The following is a 20,046-nucleotide window of genomic DNA, read 5'->3' on the forward strand; positions in this document are numbered from 1 at the left end:
TTAATTAATCATTCCTGTTTTGGTTAAAATAGGATGAAAATTAAATTATTCAAAGCATTCAATCACCCTTTAGCGTGTATATGCTTTAACGCGCTACAGAGGTTAATTAATAATTGTGGTTGTTAATTAGAGAAATTATTTACCTTACCTGGCCTAAAGCTGTGGGTTTGCAAACCAGGCTAATAAAAATGGTGTAACATTTGGGTTATGTTTATTTGTAATTTTTATTAATTTAGTTTTAAGAATACCAAATGCCAGTCTATCCAACACCACATCAAGATGAGTTGATTTCCAGATTAAAATGTGGTGATGAGCTCGCATTCAATCAAATTTACAATAGCTACTGGAAACAGCTCTACTACACCGCCTTTACTATTTTACAAGATGAAGAAGGTGCGCTGGATGCCATACAGGAAGTGTTTGTGAGCTTATGGCAGCGTAAACATGACCTCAACATTGTAACCCTTAAAGCTTATCTCCACCAGGCGGTACGTTTTACGGTACTTAAGGCTATAAGGGCACAAAAAACTGATCAGGAATTTTATAAAAGACTGGCTAAAATCACTACTGAAATTATTATAGAACAGCCCATGCTTTTTAAGGAGCAAAAAAGCCTGATAGAAGGGTTGATTGATAGCCTCCCTGCCGATTGTAAAGCCATTTTTTTAATGAGCCGCGAAGAAGAAATGACCTATAAGCAAATTGCCGCTAAACTCGAAATTTCTGAAAAAACTGTCGAGAAAAAAATGTCCAAATCGCTTAAAATCATTCGCGAAGGCTTAAACCTCGAAATGTGTCTTTTTATAATTGCCGCTTATCATTTGTTTTGATTTTATAGTGCTGTTTTACAGTGTTTTATCTTTTTTAGTCTCTCAATTATCCATTTTGCTGTAGGGTCTTCTTCACTTTTGGGTACTTATTAATTCGAGACATGGAAAAAGAACAATTTTTAATCCTGATAGATAAATATGTTAATGGGCAGGCTACCGAAAATGAAATACTTTTGGTTGAAGCATATTATTCGAAGTTGAAAGGAATATCAGAAGTTGGTGAACAGGAAATAGAAAATGAAAAATACCTTAAAGAAACGCTGTTTAAACAGATTATCGAGCAGATTGGAACCGGATCTATCGATACAGCAACAGGCATTAAAAGGGGTAGACGGATAAGCCTCTGGTGGCTCAGTGCTGCGGCTTTAATCCTGGTTATATTCAGCATTGGTATTATGCTTTACAAGGCTAATAAAACTACTCAGGCAGTAGCTGTTGATTATGCAGCGTTGATTGAACCTGGTGGAAATAAAGCCGTTTTAACTTTGGCCAACGGTAAAAAAGTTATTCTGGATAATGTTTCAAGCGGAGCAATAGCCGAACAAAACGGCATTCAAATCAAAAAGAAAGAGAACGGAACCCTGGAGTATGTTCAGCTTGCAGTTACTTCTTCCAATAACCCATTGCAAAATGTATTCAATACCATCGAAACGCCGAGGGGGGGCAGTATAAAATTATATTAGACGATGGTACCACTGTTTGGCTCAATGCAGCATCTTCTTTAAGGTATCCCTTACATTTTAACGGCAACGAGAGAAGGGTTGAGTTAACAGGAGAAGGTTACTTTGAAGTGGCGCACTTAAAAACTAAACCATTTATTGTAGTAACCGGCAAGCAGGAAGTAGAAGTTTTGGGTACCCATTTCAATATTAATGCCTATCCGGATGAAGAAGATGTTAAAACCACCTTGTTGGAGGGCAGCGTAAAGGTAAAAAGCCTGCAGGATAAAAGCCAGTCGAAATACCTTAAACCAGGCGAACAGTCGGTGTTGAACAACAACAATTGGCTGGTAAAACAGGTTGATGCCGCTACACAGGTAGACTGGAAAAACGGCCGTTTCATTTTTAAGGATGAAGAGCTTAAAAGTGTAATGCGCAAATTGGCCCGATGGTATGATATTGAAGTGGACTATACACAGCCGGTAGAAAATTTGAATTTTAGCGGTAAAATTTCGAGATCGAAAACCTTAAAAGATGTACTCAGGATATTAACACGCACAAATGATGTAACCTTTAAAGTAAAAGAAAGGAGGGTTACAGTTATGCCATAATTTACGATATGGACAAGCTGTAAAAAGCCGGAAGTGCTGAAGACACTCCCGGTTAGCATTCAGTTTGTCTGCTCCAAAATATTTTTCAGAATACTATCAACCAAACACAATGGTCCGGAAACGGAGCATTTAACAACTTAAACTAATCAAATGTATGAAATTTTACGATCTTAATTCGTACTGGAATTCCTGTGCGAAAAATAAAGTTCTGCTAACCATGAAACTTACTGTTTTACTTCTCTTTGGCCTGGTTTTTCAGGTGTGTGCAAATGGCTACGCGCAAAACAAGATTACCCTTGCAGAAAAGAATATTTCTTTAGAAGAGGTATTAGACAAGATCAGTCAGCAAAGCGGATTGGATATCTTTTACAACGCCAACAGGATAAAAAGGATAAACAATATCTCCATTAATGTTAAAGAGGCTTCCTTAGCCGCCGTTTTAGATAAATGTTTTATCGGTTTGCCCTTAACCTATACCATTGAAGCCTCAACCATTGTAATCCGCGATCGCAGCGAGTTAAAGTATACAACCTTTAACCGTCAGTTTGCCGATGTGCGGGGCCGGGTAGTAGATGAAGCTGGCCAGGGTTTGCCCGGCGCAACCATAAAAGTAAAAGAGAGCTCTACTGCGGTAGTGAGTGGCAACAATGGCGAGTTCGTGCTGAAAAATGTTCAGGATGGAGCCATTTTGCAGGTGTCGTTTGTAAGTTACCAGACACAGGAAATAAAGGCCAATCTGAAAGCCGAAATGTTGATTCAGCTCATTGCCGAGTCGGGAAGCCTGAACGAGGTAGTAGTTACCGGTTTTGGGCAAACCCAAAAAAAAGTAAGCGTAACCGCAGCCATATCTACCGTTCAAACCAGGGAATTAAAGCAAAGCCCGGTTTCAAATTTAAGTAATGCCTTAGCTGGCCGTTTACCCGGATTAACAACTATTCAGTCATCAGGTACTCCGGGTTCAGACGGATCGGCTATTTACATCCGTGGTATTGGTACCTACGGCGCTAGCAGAAGCCCCTTAATTGTAATTGATGGTTTACCCCGCGGAGATGCCAACTTTGGCGATATTGATGTGAATGAAGTTGCTTCAATTAGTATATTAAAAGATGCTGCGGCAACCTCATTATACGGTATACAAGGTGCCAACGGTGTAATTCTGGTAACCACTAAACGCGGAAAAATTGGCAAAACCAATATTCAGTTTAATGGACAGTATGGTTTGCAGACACCGCAACGCCTGCCCGAACGTTTCAGCAGTTTACAAAAAGCAACTTTAGATAATCAGGGCTCTGTTAACGATGGTAGTAACCCTATCTGGACAGATAAAGAGATTGAACTTTTTAGAAGCAAAGCTGACCCTTACACCTATCCTGATGTAAACTGGTACGATGTAATTTTCGAACCCAATACCCCTCAGCAACAATACAACGCCAACATGAGTGGCGGTAACAGTAGCGTAAAATATTTTGTTTCATTAGGCTACCTTAATCAGGGTACGCTTTTTAAAGGGGCGAATGATAATAAATATAGTGTGTCTCAAAAATACGACCGCTATAATTTTCGCTCTAATATTGATATTACGGCAACGGATATGATGAATGTACGGCTTGACCTGGCTTCGAGAATTGAGCAACGAACCGGACCCGGGCCAGGTTATGGTACTGTATTTAGCTGGGTAAACCTGATGCAAAACTATACCACACCTGTTTTTAACCCCAATGGTACTTATGGTGCAGGGCGGATTACCGCACCTGATGTATGGAACCCACTGGGTGCTATAAAAGAAAGCGGTTATTATGATAATTTCTGGAACAGCACCAACGGTACCATTGAAATAAACCATAGACTCGATTTTATTACCAAAGGGTTAAATGCCAAAGGTTTGTATACTTTCGAAAATTATGGCGCCATCAATTACGGTCAAAACCAGCAATTTACGGCTTTCCGCTATCGTAAAGATCCCGTAAGCGGAGCAGAAACCTATACACCATTTACCCAACAAACCTCACTTTCAAAATCATCGGGCACTTCGGCTACCCGTTATTACTACTATAACCTGCAGCTCAACTACGATCGCTCGTTTGGTAAACACACATTTTCTGGCCTGGCTTTATTTAATCGCAACTATACTTCTGTTACAGGCGATTTACCCCGGGCTTATGAAGGTTTTGTAGGCAGGGCAGCATATAATTACGATGCAAAATATTTTGCAGAATTTAATATGGGCTATAATGGTTCTGAAAATTTCCCCAAAGGTAAACGTTACGGCTTTTTTCCAGCGGTTTCTGCAGGCTGGGTAATTTCTGCCGAATCCTGGTACAATATCAAAGCCATGAATTACCTTAAGCTTCGGGGTCATTCGGTTACGTGGGTAACGATAATATTGGTGGATCAAGATGGCTCTTCATTTCCGATTACAGCAGGGGCGGAGGCTTCGATTTTGGAACTTCTCCAACCACATCAGGAGGTTACAATGTAAACCGTACAGGTAACCCCAATATTACCTGGGAAAAAGCGCAAAAATCGAACATCGGTTTAGAAACAGGTTTCTTTAATAATGCGCTTAAGCTGGATGTAGATGTATTTAGGGAAAATAGAACCAACATCCTCACTACGCCACAAACTATCCCAACTTATTTGGGTATTGCAGGCCTTTCGGCCATTAATGTGGGTAAAGTATTAAACCAGGGTTTCGAGGCTTCTTTAAACTTTAACACCAATGTAGATAAGGTTAATATTTTCGGATACATCAACTGGACTTACAATAAAAACAAAATACTTGCCCGAGATGAGCCCAATTTAGCTTATCCATACCAAGCTTTAACCGGGCTTCCTGTAGGCTATCAGTTAGGTTATATTGCCGAAGGTTTGTTTAAAGATCAGGGCGAAATAGATGCATCGCCGAAACAGAGCTTTGCAGGTAGGGTTATTCCGGGTGATATCCGTTACCGCGATATGAATGGCGACCGTGTAATCAATGAAAACGATCGTGTAGCCATTCAGGTAAGTAATTTTCCAAACAATACTTTCGGGGCTTCGCTAGGGGCATCGTGGAAAGGAATCGATTTAAGTGTTTTGATGCAGGGCGCTTTAAGCGGTAAAACCAATGTACCTTATCTTGGGCCGGCAAGGCTTGATGATGTTTGGACACCAGCAACAGCCAGTACAGCAACTTACCCTACGGTGCATTACAGCTTAGCGGGTGGACAAAATAATTCGCAGCTAAGTACTTTCTTTATTTACAGTTCCGATTACCTAAAACTTAAAAATTTAGAACTAGGCTACACATTTCCTACCCGAACACTCGCAAAAATTAAAATAAGCTCGCTACGGATATTTGCCAACGGATTAAACCTGGCCACCTGGGATAAACTGCCTTACAAGGATTACGATCCGGAACAAACTGCAAACGGAACCGCATTGTACCCAACCATGAAAGTATACAATGTGGGTGTATCGATGAATTTCTAATCACTGACTTAAAATCTTTAACAATGAAAAAATATAATTATGCTTTACTGGTAGTTTTGTTCCTTTTAGGGATAAGCTCTTGTAAGAAAAGTTTTTTAGACCGGGTTCCAAGTGATTATATCAATGAGGCAGAGGTTTTTGGCGATATCAATAATGCCGAAGGCTTTCTGAATAATATATATACTGCTATTCCATCATGGAATTATGGAGCAGGAAACTCTTATGTAACTGCAGCCATGACCGATGAAGCTAAACAACGTTGGGCAAATGGAGCTATTTTGTTTAATACCGGGGCATGGAATCCAAGTAACTTTTCTCCGCTTGGCGATGACTGGACAAATGCATATGCTAAGGTGAGGGCCTGTAATCTTTTCTTAACCAATTTTGATCAGATTCCGGAAGACCCTAATGTTCCGGGCCGGAAAACCCGTTTAAAGGGCGAAGCTTTAATGCTGCGTGCATTTTATCATTTTGTACTTTTTAGGGGATGGGGTAAAATTCCGATTATGAATAAACCACTTTCGCCGGCAACAGATGGAGATGCGGTATTCTTAAAACGGAGCGAATACGCAGAAGTAGTGGGGTTTATTGAGAGTGATTTAAACGCGGCAATGCAAAACCTGCCAGCCAAGCAAGATGCGGGTTTGTGGGGCAGGGCTACCAAAACAATATGCCAGGCCATAAAATCCAGGCTGTTTCTCTACTATGCCAGCACCTTATTCAATCCGGCTAACGATGCCGCAAGATGGCAGAAAGCTGCTGCACTTTCTAAAGAAGCGATGGATGCAGCACTGGCACAAGGTTATACTTTAGAACCAAAATTTGTCGATGCCTTTTTGAAATATGCCAATACCGAATGCATTTGGGGACGTAACATTGGAACCGGAGGAGGTTCAGGTATTGATCAGGTAATGCAGCCCTTAGGTTATAGCGGCTGGACCAATTGCGGCCCGATACAGGATTTTGTGGATGCCTTTGAAATGAAAAATGGTTTGCCTATTCAGGATGCAGCTTCGGGCTGGGATCCTAAGCATCCTTATAAAGACCGCGATCCACGGTTTTATGCAACAGTTTTATACCCCGGGGCGAAATGGAAAAACAGAACGATCAATATTTACACTAACGATAAAGACAATGCCAACGAGCCCGGAACCAATTATTGGTGGCGAAAATACATTACAGAAAGTTTAAACTTAGCCAACAATTCAGGTGGGGTAAACAAATCGTTCTCTATTTTTAGAACGGCAGAGCTGATGTTAAACTATGCTGAGGCACAAAATGAAGTTGCAGGAGCAGATGTAAACGTTTACAATGCCATTAATCCTATCCGCAAAAGAGCAGGTATGCCGATATTCCTGCCGGCTTAACCAAAGAACAAATGCGCGAGGTAATCAGGCATGAGCGCCGGGTTGAACTGGCTTTCGAAGGGCTCCGTTTCTGGGATGTTAGGAGATGGAAAATTGCAGAGGTGGTAGATAACAAGCCTGTTTTTGGGGTAAATTATACCATTTCATCAAGCAATGCTACCGATACCACTTTTACTTATTTTGAAGCTCAAAAACGGGTGTTCGATAAAACCAAGCATTACTTTCTGCCTATTCCACAAAGTGAGATAGATAAACTGAATGGTAAAAACCCCGATTTTAAACAAACCGAAGGCTGGTAGCCGAATTTAATTAAATAACAACGCTCTTGTAAGGTAGGCCATATTTGGGCCTGCCTTATTAATTTTATATTAGCAAAAAGAAGAAAGTATACCTTTACAATTAATAACCCTATCATAAAAATAAGAGTAGGAGGTAAAAGCCCCTCTCGCTAAATTTAGTCTACTATAGAAAATGAACTGTTTAAAAGGCAAAAAGTATATCCTGTTGTGCATTATCGTCGCTTGGTTAAACCCCGCCAAGGCACAGGTTTATCAGGCGGTAAAAGAAATAGCGGCCAGAAGAACCCCTTGGTTGGCTTCATCACTTACATTTAGTAGTATACCAGCCCAGGATGGAAAAGACGTTTTCGAGCTTTCGACGGAAAACAATAAGGTTAAAATTGCCGCATCTAATGCCAATGCCGCAGCCGAAGGCTTAGGCTGGTACCTGAAATATTATTGCAAAAGAAGTCTCTCGCATTTGGGCGATAACCTTGAGCCTGTAAAAACCTTACCGCAAATTGCTGGCAAAGTGAAGGTGGTTTCACCATATCCATACCGCTATGCTTTAAACTATTGTACCATCAGTTATTCGATGAGTTTTTACAAGTGGAAAGACTGGGAGCGCGAACTAGACTGGATGGCCTTAAATGGGGTAAATCTCATTCTGGCGCCGGTTGGCATGGAAGCGGTATGGCAAAATACACTTAAGAAAATTGGTTATAGCGATGAAGAAACGAAGGCCTTTATACCCGGGCCTGCATTTGATGCCTGGTGGTTAATGGGGAATTTAGAAGGCTGGGGCGGACCAGTTAGCCAAACATTGATTAACCAGCAGGTAAAGTTAGAACAGCAGATCATTAAACGGATGAAAGATTTAAAGATCGAGCCGGTTATGCAGGGCTTTTATGGCATGGTACCTACAAGTTTAAAAAACAAAATGAAGGTTACTGTTGCCGATCAGGGCAAATGGGCAGGTGGTTTTACCCGTCCTGATTTTTTGGTGCCTACCGATCCTGCTTTTGAGAAGATTGCAGACATATACTATGCCGAAATGAAAAAATTGTACGGTGCGGGCTTACAATTTTTTGGTGGAGACCCTTTTCACGAAGGTGGAAATTCGAAAGGAGTGGATGTAGGTGCAGCAGCCACCGCAATACAAAAGCGTATGCAACAACATTTTCCTGGCAGTACCTGGGTATTGCAGGGCTGGCAATCTAATCCTTCGGCTGCTTTATTGAGTGGTTTAGATAAAAAGAAAACACTGGTAATCGAATTATTTGGCGAAAACACCAACAACTGGGAGAAACGAAAGGCTTATGATGGTACCCCTTTTGTTTGGAGCAATGTGAGTAATTTTGGTGAGAAAAACGGACTTTACGGCAAGCTTCAACGGTTTTCTGATGAAGTAAACAGGGCAAAAAGCAGTGCTTACGGTCAGTTTTTGGCTGGGGTGGGTATTATACCCGAAGGAATAAATAATAATCCGGTAGCTTACGATTTAATGCTGGAACTTGGTTGGCACCGGGATCTTGTAAAAGTAAATGATTGGATAAAAGGTTATCAGGATTACCGTTATGGAAAAAGTAATACTAAACTTAATGAGGCCTGGCAACTTTTATTGGAAACGGCTTACAGCAGTCCGGAAATATACCAGGAGGGGCCTTCAGAATCGATTTTTTGCGCAAGACCGGGAATGGCTATTAAAACAGTTTCATCATGGGGAACCCGCAAAAGAAATTATGATCCCGAACGCTTTGCCGAAGCCGTTAAGCTATTTGTAGCTGCGGGAGCTGACTTTAAGTCGGTAGAAACTTACCAAACCGATAAAATTGATTTTGTTAGGCAAGTGCTGGCCAATAAGGGTGATATTACCTACCAGAAAATGATATCGGCTATTGCTGCTAAAGATGCTGTTGTTTTTAAAAAAGAAAGTGCCCGGTTTGAAGAACTGATTTTACAGCAAGATTCGCTTTTAAGTGCCAGCAAATACTTTTCTTTAAACAGGTGGCTACAGCAGTCCATTGATTTTGGTAAAACCCCTGAAGATAAAGCCAATGCTTTAAAAAATGCAAAAACACAGATTACTTACTGGGGGCCAGATAATAATCCGAAAACCGACCTCCGCGATTATGCACACAAAGAATGGGCAGGCTTGCTTAAATCTTTATACCTTTCGCGTTGGCAGGCATTTACTGCAGATCAGCTGGCTAAAATAAATGGTGAACAACATGAGTCGCCCGATTATTTTGCAATGGAGTTAGCCTGGACTCAAAAACCTGATTTGTATGAGCTAAAACCACTCACGGCCGGGCAACTTGATCAGCTGATTGAGCAGATCTTGAAATAATGAATACTCAGGCCAGTTTTTCAACTGGCCTGAGTATTTTACTCAATTGTGTGGTATGATAATCAGTACAATCTTTGCACAAACGTTTGTGTTTGTTAAAGCGTGTGTTATGCTATGTTTTTTAGAAGGTGTGTTGCTTAGTAAAGAAAAAGGCCACCAATAGAACCAGGTCTTTCCCTGCAATTTAACTTTCTGATAGTAAAAACAAATCAAACGTTTGTGCTTAATTTATAAATAGAAATAGACCGTTTCGGGCTAACTTAGGGGCAACGCTAACCAAAGTCAACTATGCTGCCATCCGAAAAAGTAAAACAACTCTTATTCATTCTTTTGCTGTTTGTAATCAGTTTTCATTCATCAGCACAAAATAAATCAGTTAAATCAAATCATATCCGCATCAGCTTTAACGGGAAAAAGTTTGATCGGTTAAACCTGATTACAACTGTTGAAGGAAATATAAAACGTTCATTTTCTGGTTATTCAAAAGATGGAATGGCCTGGGATTTTGCCTATCCCGATAGTCTTTATGAGCAAATCAGGTACTTTGATATCAATAATAAAAATGATGCAGATACTTCAGCCAATACGATAACATTATCAACTATTACGGGTGCTGATACTGTGTTATGTGGAAGTTGCCATTTCAGCAGAGGAGATGTAGCGCTTAATGCTTCATTTTTGAAAATCAATACCTATACCGGGATGAGGTTTTTGAAAAAAAATGGAACTGAGGGATCGCGAACAGAATTAGAAAATCAGTTTTTTATTGGCCAGGTAAAGGATAGGCAATTGCTTAGTTCGATGGAGGGCATAAAAATACGTTATAGTTATTTTTACAAGGTAAGCGGTACTTATGAAGAATCGTTAAAAAAGTATATCACGCTTACTCAAAAATACCCCGATTCTTATGGCTTAGTGGCCGGTTTGGCTGGCAGGTTAAATTATTATAAATCAACCGACGATGTAGCAGCTGTTTTCAATCTCTTTTCGCCCAAAATTAAAGCCAGTTACTACGGCAAAGAAATTGCCCGGAATTTAGCATTTAACCATTTTGATAACGCAATGCTTAAACCCTGGAATAGCGATACACCCGAGGCAATTGTAACCGACCCGAATAAACCATCGCTTGTTGTTTTTTCGGCTTCCTGGTGCGTGCCTTGCCATAAGCAGTTGCCGATAGTTAAAGAACTTAAACAAAATCTGGGCGATCAGTTGGATGTTGTTTACATCTCTATTGATGATAAAAATACGCTGGCCAATTGGAAAAAGATGACTGAAGCAGCAGAAATTCCCGGCAGAAGCTTACTTGCAATTGATCAGATGGAGCAGATACGGAAAAAATACTTTGTTCAAACCATTCCTTATTCATTTCTGGTATATCCCGGTGGCAAGCTGGAAGTGATAAATGTGAGCATTGAAGCAGATAAACAAAAGATTTATAAATTTATTAATAAGGGGAGTAAATAACGCGCTATTTTTAATCTACAGGATGCGACAGGATGGTTACGCCATTCATATTCTATATATTAACCACAAAATAGACAGCACGATTTGAATGTGCAGTTTAAGGTTAACCAAATATATTTGAAGTAATTTATGAAAAGCATCTCCATATTAGCATTCACGGTCTTTGTATTAATTAGCAGTGCGGTTTCTGCGCAATTTAAAACACCCGATTGGGTAAGCAAGGCAGGCGCCAGAAAATTTAGTTTCAAGCAAAAAAAATACCTGGTTAACCAGTATGGAGCTTTAAATGACGGAAAAACCTTATCTACCAAAGCGATTCAGAAAGCCATAGATGATTGTGCAGCAAAAGGGGAGGTACGGTTTCTTTTCAACCGGGCAAGTATTTAACCGGTTCTTTGTTCATTAAAACAGGTGTTAATTTCGAAGTGGCTAAAGGTGTGGAGTTGTTGGGTAGTCAGGATATTAAAGATTACCCTGAGATTGATACCCGTGTGGCAGGCATTGAAATGAAATGGCCGGCAGCACTGATCAATATCCTCAAACAGCACAAAGCAGCTATTTCGGGATCGGGATTGATTAATGCTCAGGGTAAACCTTTTTGGGATTACTACTGGAACCTGAGAAAAGATTATGATGCTAAAGGCTTACGCTGGATTGTAGATTATGATGCGAAACGCCCCCGAACCGTACTAATCGAATCGGCCAGCGATGTGATTGTGAGAGATGTAAATTTACAACAAGCAGGTTTCTGGACGGTACAAATCCTTTATTCGAGCTATGTAACTATTGATAAAATTACCATCAGAAACAATGTAGACGGGCATGGCCCCAGCACCGATGGTATTGACGTAGATTCATCGCTGTGGACTTTGATCCAGAATTGTGATATTGATTGTAACGACGATAATTTCTGCCTGAAAGCTGGTCGCGATTGGGATGGCCTGCGGGTAAACCGGCCAACTGAGTATGTGGTTATCCGCAATTGTATTGCCCGCAAAGGTGCTGGTTTACTTACTCTGGGCAGCGAAACTTCGGGCAGCATCCGTCACGTGTGGGCTACTGATTTAATCGGTTATGGTACAGGCAATGCATTAAATATCAAATCGGCTAAAACCAGGGGTGGTACTGTAGAAGATGTTTACTTCGGTAATATCACCATGGAAGGTGGCGGCAATGTAATTCAGGTTAATCCTAACTGGAATCCGGCTTACAGTTACTCAACCTTGCCTGCCGGGTATAATCCTGATTCAATCCCTTTGCATTGGACCAAGCTTTTAACCCATGTTGAACCGGCGAGTAAAGGCATACCAAAAATACAGAACATCAATGTTTTCAACGTGAATGCAAAAGATGTTAAAAAAGCCATCGATGCTGTTGGCTTCAGCGAAACCGTATTAAAAAATTTCAACTTTAAAAATTTGAACATTGCTACAGCAACTGCTGGCAACATCGAATTTGCCCAAAACTGGACTTTCGATCAGGTGAAGATTAATGCAGCAGATGCATCTACTTTAAAAGTATTGAATGCAATAGGTGTAAAGCCTTAAGCGAGAGCTGTTTCAGTTAAAACGATATGCGTTATAAATAAAAAAAGGTACAACAATCGCTGTTGTACCTTTTTATCTAAATTAACGCTCTCAATCTATGATTGATGCAGGGCTCTCACCCCCTGCAAGGGCAAAGGTATTAATTATTTGTTTTTTTGCAAATTCTAAATTGATTTTCTGATTATTTCTTGAAAAAAAATGATGCTTTATAAAAAAGCTAAGGCTAAAAATGCCTTGTTCAGCAGGCTATTTGCCAAATTGAACCTCAATCAAATTCCTCCATATTCATCGCATAGCTATCTTTAAACCATCACAAGGATAGCGAATTGAATTGCTCCTTTATAAAATTAGCATCATGGAAAAATACAGGAAAATTATTTTTAGTGCCACTTTGGCTTTTGTATTAACAGCTTTTATAGCTCCCTTTAGCATTTTTGCCCAAAAAACAGGCATTACACGCACCAATCATCAAAGGCACAATATTAGCGTTCCAGGCTACGAAACCATACAGGCAAGTATTGCTTTTGAGCCTGGGGTTCAGTTTGGTATGCATTCGCATCCTGGTGAAGAAGTAATTTACGTGCTTAAAGGGACATTTGAATATCAGATCGAGGGGGAAAAACCAGTCCGGCTTAAAGCTGGTGAGGTGCTTTTTATTCCGGCAGGTAAAAATCACCAGGCTAAGAATGTGGGTAAAAATAAGGCTGTAGAATTGGCAACCTATATTGTAGAAAAGGGGAAAACCCTGGTGGTAATGAAACCTTAAATAATAAATTTACCGAAAGGGATGATAAAAATATCCCTTTCGGTAATGGTTTAATGAATTTATAAAATCTCGATTCCTTTTTCCTCGAGCGCTTCAAAAATATGTGCGTTTACCATGCTTTTGGTTAGTTCGGCTTGCGAAATATCCTTACACCAGAAAAATATCCGTACATCACTGCTTGCCCTGCTCACCGGACTGATCATAATTACAGGTTCTTTATTCACAAATACATTGGTGTTTTCGATAATTACATTGCGGATCAGGCTGGTTACTTCTGATGAGTTGAAAGGCTTAGCGATAGAAAGTACAATATCAACACGCATCTGGTTGTTGCTCAATGTCCAGTTGATGATGTTGTTGGATAGGATAGAACCATTTGGGATAATGATTTCGGCACCTTCATCACTTAACAAGGTACTAGACCTTACACCGATTTCTTTTACCCTTCCTTTTTTATTGCTCAGCTCTACCACGTCGCCAATGCGGATGGTTTTATCAAAAATAAGGATGATACCCGAAACAAAATTGCTTACAATGTTTTGTAAGCCCAATCCAATACCTACACCCAAAGCGCCCAATATCACTGTTATTTTATCAATAGGCAAGCCAGAGGCTGCAACAGCAATTAAAAAGCCACTAATGAGTAAAACCAGGCGGGTGACCAATAGCTTGGAGCGTTCGCCTTTATTGTCATCCAGTGCATCATCGCCCACATCGCCAAAGAAATAGGCAATGTATTTTTGTAAGAAATTGGCGAGCCAGATAATGGCCAGAAACAGCACCACACCTCCCAGTGTGAAAGAGAAGCTGCCAACAATCCTTCTTTGGGTAAGTTCGTCGGTAATGGCCGAATAAATACTGTTGAAAATATTTAAGTTGGTTGTAAAAATAACAGCCCAGATGATAATGGCACCTGTTGAGGCAATGCGTTTTAAGCCGGCGGTAACAGGTATCCAGTCAAAAAACTCTGGGTAGCCTTTTCTAATCCTGCTGCTTTTCATTTGAAGTAAAAAGGCCTCGACAAACATTTTAGCAAGTACAATTAGTGAAGTGGCATTCAGAAAAGCGCTTACACCTGTGTTGTAAAAAATCTGCGTTAGCGTAAAACGGCCAAAAAGGTTACAAAATGTAGCAATAAAGGCAAATACGATGTAAATAAAGCCTGTTGATATCAGTAGTTTATATTTCTTGTATTGTTCTTCGAGTGTACGCCAAACGATAATGCCATAGGTGGTAGCCCCGTGCTTAGTGCTAAAAGTAGCCATCGCTGATAGCGTGGCGGCATACCCAAGATGCGGAGGATTACTGGTGCAAAAAGAAACAGTACAAATACACACCATTGGAAGAATAATTTTTTAGGTAGTTTTTTCCGGAATAAAAAGGTAAGACAAATAGCCAGCAGTATGTGTACCGATTCGATATACAAGGCGGGTGCGCGCAAATCGAATACCGGTGCGAGCGCAAAAAGCATAATTAAGGTAACCAGGTATGGTTTTGGCGAAAGCATGGTAAAGTTAAAATCTTCCACTGCTTCGAGCCTGTCGCGTTGTTTTAGGCTCCTGAAATTAAAAAATACCCAGCAGAAGAAAACTAGGCAGGTAAACAAAAGCAAAGCACGACTGCTTCTGGTGTAAACGAAATAATAAGCAGATATCTGCTGCTCGCTATTCATAAACTTTCTGAAACCCATGCCTTTGTTGGCACGTTTATTAACCGATTCCCACAGGTAGCGCCTTTCTTTGCCAAATGCTTTTATGCTAACGGCACTAAGCTGGCTATCGGTAAGGTACATCAGCTCTTTAATGTTAATCAGGTTGGCCGAAGTACGTGCCTGCTGGTTGTTAATGGTTAAGGAGGCGTTTTTAATCAGGCTATCCATTACCACCCGCTTTTTCTTCAGTTCGGCAAACTGTATCTTAAACATTTCGCGCAAGGCGGGCGTGGTAAATATTTTAACCAGTACTGAATCTTTACGCAGGTTAAGTATTTCTGTTTTTAACTTGCGGAGTTCTTTTTCGTACGCGTCAAGATCGGCCAAACAATCGCGGTTATTGCTTTGAAGTTCTTCCAGCAGGGTTTCGTCCATTTGCAGGTTCTGCAGGTTAAGGTTCCGGTCTGCGTTGGTTAGGCGGCTTTTTAAAAGTGCAAGAGCTGCTTCATCCTGCGTGAGGTGCGCATCAATTGGTTTGAGCTTGGTAAACGAATTAACAGTAACGGGCACCTTGTTTACCACCTCGAAAACTTTTTCTAAACGAAAGAGATAATCACCTTTGGTTAGTATAGCAGAATCGGCTAGAAATGCAGTTTCGGGGTTCTTGTCAGCTGGTTTGCCGGTTTGAGCAAAAGCAGAAAAGAAAGAAAGGGCAATGCAGGCCATTACCAGGAAAACAGTGCGCAAATGGGAAGAACTTTTTATAATCATTTTCTTTTAACGAAAGATTTTGTAGCCAAAAGTAAATAATAGAAAATAAAAAAGCGTTCTCCTTTTCGGGGAGAACGCCTGAATACTAAATTTTAACACCTTACTTTTTAGGCGCGTTGGTACCAAACTTTCTAGGATAATAAGAAAGCGTTACCATAAAATATTGTTGCAATACATTTTTTGTACTTGTAGTGAAGCTGTTTACGCTTGCATAGTTAAATACGCTTTTGTTTTGGCGCAATAAATCGAGAGCCGAAAATTTCACTTCCGCATTATTGCCTTTGGTAAAACGGTACGTGGCATTTGCATTCCAGATCGCAAAATTAATGGTTTCGCCAACCGACGGATTGTTGTTGTTGAAATTGATGTTACTGCTGAGTGAAAACTTTTTAGTGAAATTATAATTTCCGCTGAAAGAAGTAGTTAGCGTAATGTTTTTATAGATCGTACCCAAGGCACTTTGTTTAGCTACACTGGTAACAATGCCTTGTGTGGCTTCGAAGGCTAATTTATCCTTATAGGTGTAAGTGGTTTGCAGGCTGTTGTTAGTAGAGAAGTTGTTAGAAAAATTAAACAAAGTATTGGTATAAGTTGGGTTTTTACTAAAATTAAAGGAAGTATTAAAACCCAGTTGCAATTCACTGGTTTTTAGTTTAAACGACTTACGGATATTTCCACTCAAGTTGGCATACCTATTACCATTCGCATTGGTTAAGTAAACTGTTCTGCGATTCTGTTGATCGATAAAAGTGCTATCTACAATATCATTATCAACTATGCCCGCCGAGCCATTGATATTAAAGTTCAATGTATTTTTACTTTTCATATCATAATGATAAAAATTGATATTGATCGAACGGTTTAATTCCTCTTTCAGGTTCAGGTTACCCCTTTGTAAATTATATAAGTTGGTACTGTCGGTTAAGGGTGCGAGTTGGTGAAGGGTAGGGATATTTACCTGGGTACGATAGCTGAGGTTTAAGCTCTCCTGATAGGTGCCGATTTGATAGTTTGAGGCGCTTACAGAAACAACAGGTACAAAATTTCGATAGGTTCGCCTTAGGTTTTGAAAAGAGCGGTCAGAAGTATTGTTTTGATTAATGACTTGTTGTGCAGCGGTAATTTTAATGCTTAATGATTTATAATAACGATTACTTAGGTTTTTAGAAAACGATTTGCTTAATGAAATTCCGGGAGTAAAATCGGTAACATTGGTTTTTAGGTTATTGGAAAGGTAATTATTCTGCTTGTAATTCCCGTTTACAAAATCTTCAATAAAATTATGTTCTTCGCTATTGGTCAAAGCCAGTTTGCCGGTAATTTCAGCATCAAATCCACTTAGGTTAGCATTGCCAAAAAAGATCGATTTTAAATTGGGCAAACCTAATATCATGGTTTGTGATAAATTCTTGCTATCCGTTTGGTATTTTCGGTTAAAGTCGCGGTTGTTGGCGCTATTCAATAAATCTCTAAATTCCGTTATTTCTGTTCTGTCGTTATTACGGTTGTTTATGCTAACATCATAGCTGGCATTAAGTGATTTAAACCGCTGTTTCCAATTGTTGTAGTTTTGGTAGTTGTAACTTGCCCTGAAAGTGAAATCGGTATTGGTATAGTTACTTTGCCCCATGCTGTTGTTGGTACTGGTAAGCTGCCGGGCATTATTCTGTGCACTTCTGATATTTGAATTACTATTATCCCCTTTTTCTGTATTGAATGATTCACTCAAATCTAAGCGATGACTTTTTTGGTAATAATTGTAGATTGAATTAAAGCGGTGCCTGTCGCTGGTATTGGATGAAGTGGTATTGCTGTTCGCGTAAAGCTGGTTATTATCGGCAATGGTAGTGATGGTTTGCGCATCGCCTATGTTTGATGATTCGAGGTTTTTAAAATAATAATCGGCCGTTATCGAACTTTTATTGTTCCAATCTTTACTATCGGGCTTAAAATTGTAGGTCATCTGCGCTCCGGCTACATTACCTTTATTCAATCCGCTTTGCCTGAAATCCGATTGGTATTCAACCGAGGTGCCAACACCTTTGTAAGTACTGTTTCTGATCAGCGTATTAATATCATTGGGAATCTTATTGATATCGTTTGATGCCCCGATGACGGATAGCTGGAGCTTGGGGGTACTAAAGTTTAAATTGCCATCAAACTGGTAATGCTTGTCCGTCCCATAGCCGGCACTTATTTTGCCGAAGTAGGATCGGTCTTTCCCTTTCTTTAATTTTAAGTTGGCCACCAGGTTGCTGTCTAGTGGTTTATCTCTATCAGCGGTATTGAAAATCTGTATCTTCTCTAAAGCATTTTTTGGGATGTTTTGCAAAGCGATTTTATTGTCGCCACCAAAAAATTGTTTTCCGTTAACGGTAAGTTGCTTCACCTCCCGGCCATTAACCGTAATAATACCATCACCCCAAACGGTGATGTTCGGTACTTTTTTCAAAAGGTCTTCTACCGTAGCATTGGTATCGAGCTTAAATGCAATGGCATTAATTTCTAAAGTATCGTTATTGTACGAGATAGGAGGCACAGTAACGGTTACCTCTTGCAAGTTCACATCCTGCGGGTTAATGATAACGTTTTTAAGGTCGAGCACAGTTTGTCCCTTGGGAATAGTAATGTTTTTTTGGATAGTTTGGTAACCAACGTTGCTAATATCCAGTCGTAATGGCTTATCGATTGGCAGGTTACTAAATTTGAACTCGCCATAATTGTTACTTAGCTGATAATTGATTACGGTATTATCGGCCTTGTAAATAGAAACTGTAGCAGCTTTAAGCACATAATTGTGCACCGTATCTCTTACTATACCTTTAATAGTGCCCGTGGGCGCTGGGGTTGCGGTTTGGGCAAAAGAATAACCTGTTCCTAAGCAAAAAATGCTTAAAAGGAATAAAAAATGAGCGCGCATGATTTTAGATTTGCTTCGGTTTTAAGATGATAATTACAGGATTGCTTTTTCGGTCGCCGGTTTTAAAATATTTTTCGAGCAGGGGCGGATACTGGGTTGTTTTACCGGCACTACGCTCTTTAAAAGTAAACATGGCCAATGCAGAGTAACTGGTATAAAACCTTTTATCTTCATAGGCTAAGAATCCACGGTTTTCGAAATCGTAGGTAAAACCTGAATCAGTTACTGGTAGGAAACTCGAAAGACTATCTGGCTCTAAATCCTGGAAAGATAACAACTCAGTTGTTTTGGTGTTATAAATCAGGCTTTTCTTCTGGTCTTTATCCCAAAAAATGTTTGATAGTTTCAGGTAAAGCTGATCGCCAATTAAATAACTGCTGCCAATACCATGAATCATTTTCTTGTTTTTTTCGAAGTATTCGAACCTTTTTTTAACATAAGCGGGATTGGTGATAAAATCTTTAGGCAGGGTGTTTATGGCCGGAAAAATAAATTTATAAGCCAGTTCCATTTTTTTTGCATTGAGCTTGTACAACCGGTAATCGTAATATCTGGTGTAAAAGGCCTCGTTGTCATTGTATTTGGTTATTGGATTGTCGCCATACCAATCGTCTCTTTCGAAAAACTTATCGTCGATTTTAAAGTAGCCCACGGTATCTTTCTTTTTTTTGTCGATGGTAACAAGCGAATATCGGGTACTGTCTTTACCTTTTTTGATATAGGTATAAGGCCTGAGCACAACATCGCTATTGGCGAAAGATAATTTTGGTGAGTAATAATTGAAGTTTTTAACTTTTTTTACAAAGTTGCCTTCCAGGGTAAAATACTGTACATTGTTTGGGGTGTAAACGGCAATGTATTCGGTATTTCCTTCTGTTACCATTGTAAAACCATGTGTTACCGCTTTTTCCTTATCGGCCTTTTCTGTTTGCAGCTTGGAGGCATCGATTTTTGTGAGGTATTTTCCTTCATTGGTAAAAACCAGGACTGCGCGGGTGTCATAATCGTAAATTAAAAATTTATTGCCGGCAATTTTAAGTTCAGCAATATTGCCGAACAAACTTTCTTTGGTGGTTTCCAGCGGAACAAATTTAACTTCGTCGAAAATCTGTGAAACTGCGGCTCCGCGTGCACTTTGCGGGTCGATTCGTAAGGTTACAACATGCGAGCTGTCAATTACTCCTTCTTGCGAAAAAGCTGTGAGGGAAGAAAGGCAGGTTAATGCCAGTAAGCATAAGTTATGCTTGAAGCGTTTCATAAGTGTGTTTAGATTTGGTGTGCCGCAATTGCGGTTAACAATAATAACTATAAAATAAGTTTGCTACAACTCAGGAGTTTAGATTTAACATTTTTTAAGG

14 protein-coding genes and 1 pseudogene are annotated in these 20,046 nt (G+C 39.9%); 11 read left to right on the forward strand and 4 right to left on the reverse strand.

From position 1 onward, the window contains the following. Positions 1-251 precede the first annotated feature (251 nt). The 11 genes and pseudogenes from G7074_RS14960 (at position 252) to G7074_RS15010 (ending at position 13,346) form a co-directional block, all read left to right on the forward strand. The gene (locus tag G7074_RS14960; RefSeq protein WP_124561902.1) at positions 252-830 is read left to right on the forward strand and encodes an RNA polymerase sigma-70 factor; all 579 of its coding nucleotides are present in this window, start codon (positions 252-254) and stop codon (positions 828-830) included. A 101-nt stretch (positions 831-931) separates the two neighbouring features. After that, on the forward strand, positions 932-1,513 hold the full coding sequence (locus tag G7074_RS14965) for a hypothetical protein (protein WP_166209273.1): 582 nt from the start codon (positions 932-934) through the stop codon (positions 1,511-1,513). After that, positions 1,507-2,100: a FecR family protein gene (locus tag G7074_RS14970; RefSeq protein WP_240916558.1), complete on the forward strand. Its 594-nt coding sequence runs from the start codon at positions 1,507-1,509 to the stop codon at positions 2,098-2,100. The genes G7074_RS14965 and G7074_RS14970 overlap by 7 nt, the downstream gene beginning before the upstream one ends. A gap of 154 nt (positions 2,101-2,254) precedes the next feature. Beyond that, on the forward strand, positions 2,255-4,579 hold the full coding sequence (locus G7074_RS14975; RefSeq protein ID WP_166209277.1) for a SusC/RagA family TonB-linked outer membrane protein: 2,325 nt from the start codon (positions 2,255-2,257) through the stop codon (positions 4,577-4,579). Beyond that, positions 4,468-5,571 (forward strand): TonB-dependent receptor, encoded by a 1,104-nt coding sequence (locus G7074_RS14980; protein ID WP_166209279.1) that lies wholly within the window; start codon positions 4,468-4,470, stop codon positions 5,569-5,571. Before G7074_RS14975 ends, G7074_RS14980 begins: the two co-directional genes overlap by 112 nt. Positions 5,572-5,594: 23 nt before the next feature. Then, positions 5,595-7,237, forward strand: a pseudogene (locus G7074_RS14985) (RagB/SusD family nutrient uptake outer membrane protein). Positions 7,238-7,409: 172 nt separating this feature from the next. After that, positions 7,410-9,566 (forward strand): alpha-N-acetylglucosaminidase, encoded by a 2,157-nt coding sequence (locus tag G7074_RS14995; RefSeq protein WP_166209285.1) that lies wholly within the window; start codon positions 7,410-7,412, stop codon positions 9,564-9,566. 288 nt (positions 9,567-9,854) lie between these two features. Continuing rightward, entirely contained in the window at positions 9,855-11,033 is a 1,179-nt protein-coding gene (locus G7074_RS15000) for a TlpA disulfide reductase family protein (protein WP_166209287.1), read from the forward strand. Positions 11,034-11,162: 129 nt separating this feature from the next. Then, positions 11,163-11,420 (forward strand): hypothetical protein, encoded by a 258-nt coding sequence (locus tag G7074_RS27235; protein ID WP_240916314.1) that lies wholly within the window; start codon positions 11,163-11,165, stop codon positions 11,418-11,420. An 8-nt stretch (positions 11,421-11,428) separates the two neighbouring features. After that, on the forward strand, positions 11,429-12,580 hold the full coding sequence (locus G7074_RS15005) for a glycoside hydrolase family 28 protein (protein ID WP_240916315.1): 1,152 nt from the start codon (positions 11,429-11,431) through the stop codon (positions 12,578-12,580). A 355-nt stretch (positions 12,581-12,935) separates the two neighbouring features. Then, on the forward strand, positions 12,936-13,346 hold the full coding sequence (locus tag G7074_RS15010; protein ID WP_166209290.1) for a cupin domain-containing protein: 411 nt from the start codon (positions 12,936-12,938) through the stop codon (positions 13,344-13,346). A 59-nt stretch (positions 13,347-13,405) separates the two neighbouring features. On the opposite strand, the gene G7074_RS15015 is transcribed toward G7074_RS15010, so the two are convergent. The 4 genes from G7074_RS15015 to G7074_RS15030 all read right to left on the reverse strand — a co-directional run bounded on the left by G7074_RS15015 (position 13,406) and on the right by G7074_RS15030 (position 19,946). Then, entirely contained in the window at positions 13,406-14,611 is a 1,206-nt protein-coding gene (locus G7074_RS15015; protein WP_166209292.1) for a mechanosensitive ion channel family protein, read from the reverse strand. After that, positions 14,518-15,768, reverse strand: a complete 1,251-nt coding sequence (locus G7074_RS15020) for a hypothetical protein (protein ID WP_166209295.1) — start codon at positions 15,766-15,768, stop codon at positions 14,518-14,520. Before G7074_RS15020 ends, G7074_RS15015 begins: the two co-directional genes overlap by 94 nt. 100 nt (positions 15,769-15,868) lie before the next feature. Next, positions 15,869-18,688 carry a carboxypeptidase regulatory-like domain-containing protein gene (locus G7074_RS15025; protein ID WP_166209298.1) on the reverse strand — a complete coding sequence of 940 codons (2,820 nt, stop codon included), beginning with the start codon at positions 18,686-18,688 and terminating at the stop codon, positions 15,869-15,871. 4 nt (positions 18,689-18,692) lie between these two features. Continuing rightward, complete coding sequence (locus tag G7074_RS15030; protein WP_124561893.1) at positions 18,693-19,946, reverse strand: 6-bladed beta-propeller; 1,254 nt, start codon at positions 19,944-19,946, stop codon at positions 18,693-18,695. Positions 19,947-20,046: the final 100 nt, after the last annotated feature.

This window comes from Pedobacter sp. HDW13 (assembly GCF_011303555.1).
Taxonomy (GTDB): domain Bacteria; phylum Bacteroidota; class Bacteroidia; order Sphingobacteriales; family Sphingobacteriaceae; genus Pedobacter.

What these genes read in the sequence shown, in the direction of transcription:
- G7074_RS15020 (WP_166209295.1), bottom strand. Translation starts at nt 15,768, where the DNA reads ATGATTATAAAAAGTTCTTCCCATTTGCGCACTGTTTTCCTGGTAATG.
- G7074_RS27235 (WP_240916314.1), top strand. Translation starts at nt 11,163, where the DNA reads ATGAAAAGCATCTCCATATTAGCATTCACGGTCTTTGTATTAATTAGC.
- G7074_RS15030 (WP_124561893.1), bottom strand. Translation starts at nt 19,946, where the DNA reads ATGAAACGCTTCAAGCATAACTTATGCTTACTGGCATTAACCTGCCTT.
- G7074_RS15000 (WP_166209287.1), top strand. Translation starts at nt 9,855, where the DNA reads ATGCTGCCATCCGAAAAAGTAAAACAACTCTTATTCATTCTTTTGCTG.
- G7074_RS15010 (WP_166209290.1), top strand. Translation starts at nt 12,936, where the DNA reads ATGGAAAAATACAGGAAAATTATTTTTAGTGCCACTTTGGCTTTTGTA.
- G7074_RS14995 (WP_166209285.1), top strand. Translation starts at nt 7,410, where the DNA reads ATGAACTGTTTAAAAGGCAAAAAGTATATCCTGTTGTGCATTATCGTC.
- G7074_RS14960 (WP_124561902.1), top strand. Translation starts at nt 252, where the DNA reads ATGCCAGTCTATCCAACACCACATCAAGATGAGTTGATTTCCAGATTA.
- G7074_RS14965 (WP_166209273.1), top strand. Translation starts at nt 932, where the DNA reads ATGGAAAAAGAACAATTTTTAATCCTGATAGATAAATATGTTAATGGG.
- G7074_RS15015 (WP_166209292.1), bottom strand. Translation starts at nt 14,611, where the DNA reads ATGGCTACTTTTAGCACTAAGCACGGGGCTACCACCTATGGCATTATC.
- G7074_RS14975 (WP_166209277.1), top strand. Translation starts at nt 2,255, where the DNA reads ATGAAATTTTACGATCTTAATTCGTACTGGAATTCCTGTGCGAAAAAT.
- G7074_RS15025 (WP_166209298.1), bottom strand. Translation starts at nt 18,688, where the DNA reads ATGCGCGCTCATTTTTTATTCCTTTTAAGCATTTTTTGCTTAGGAACA.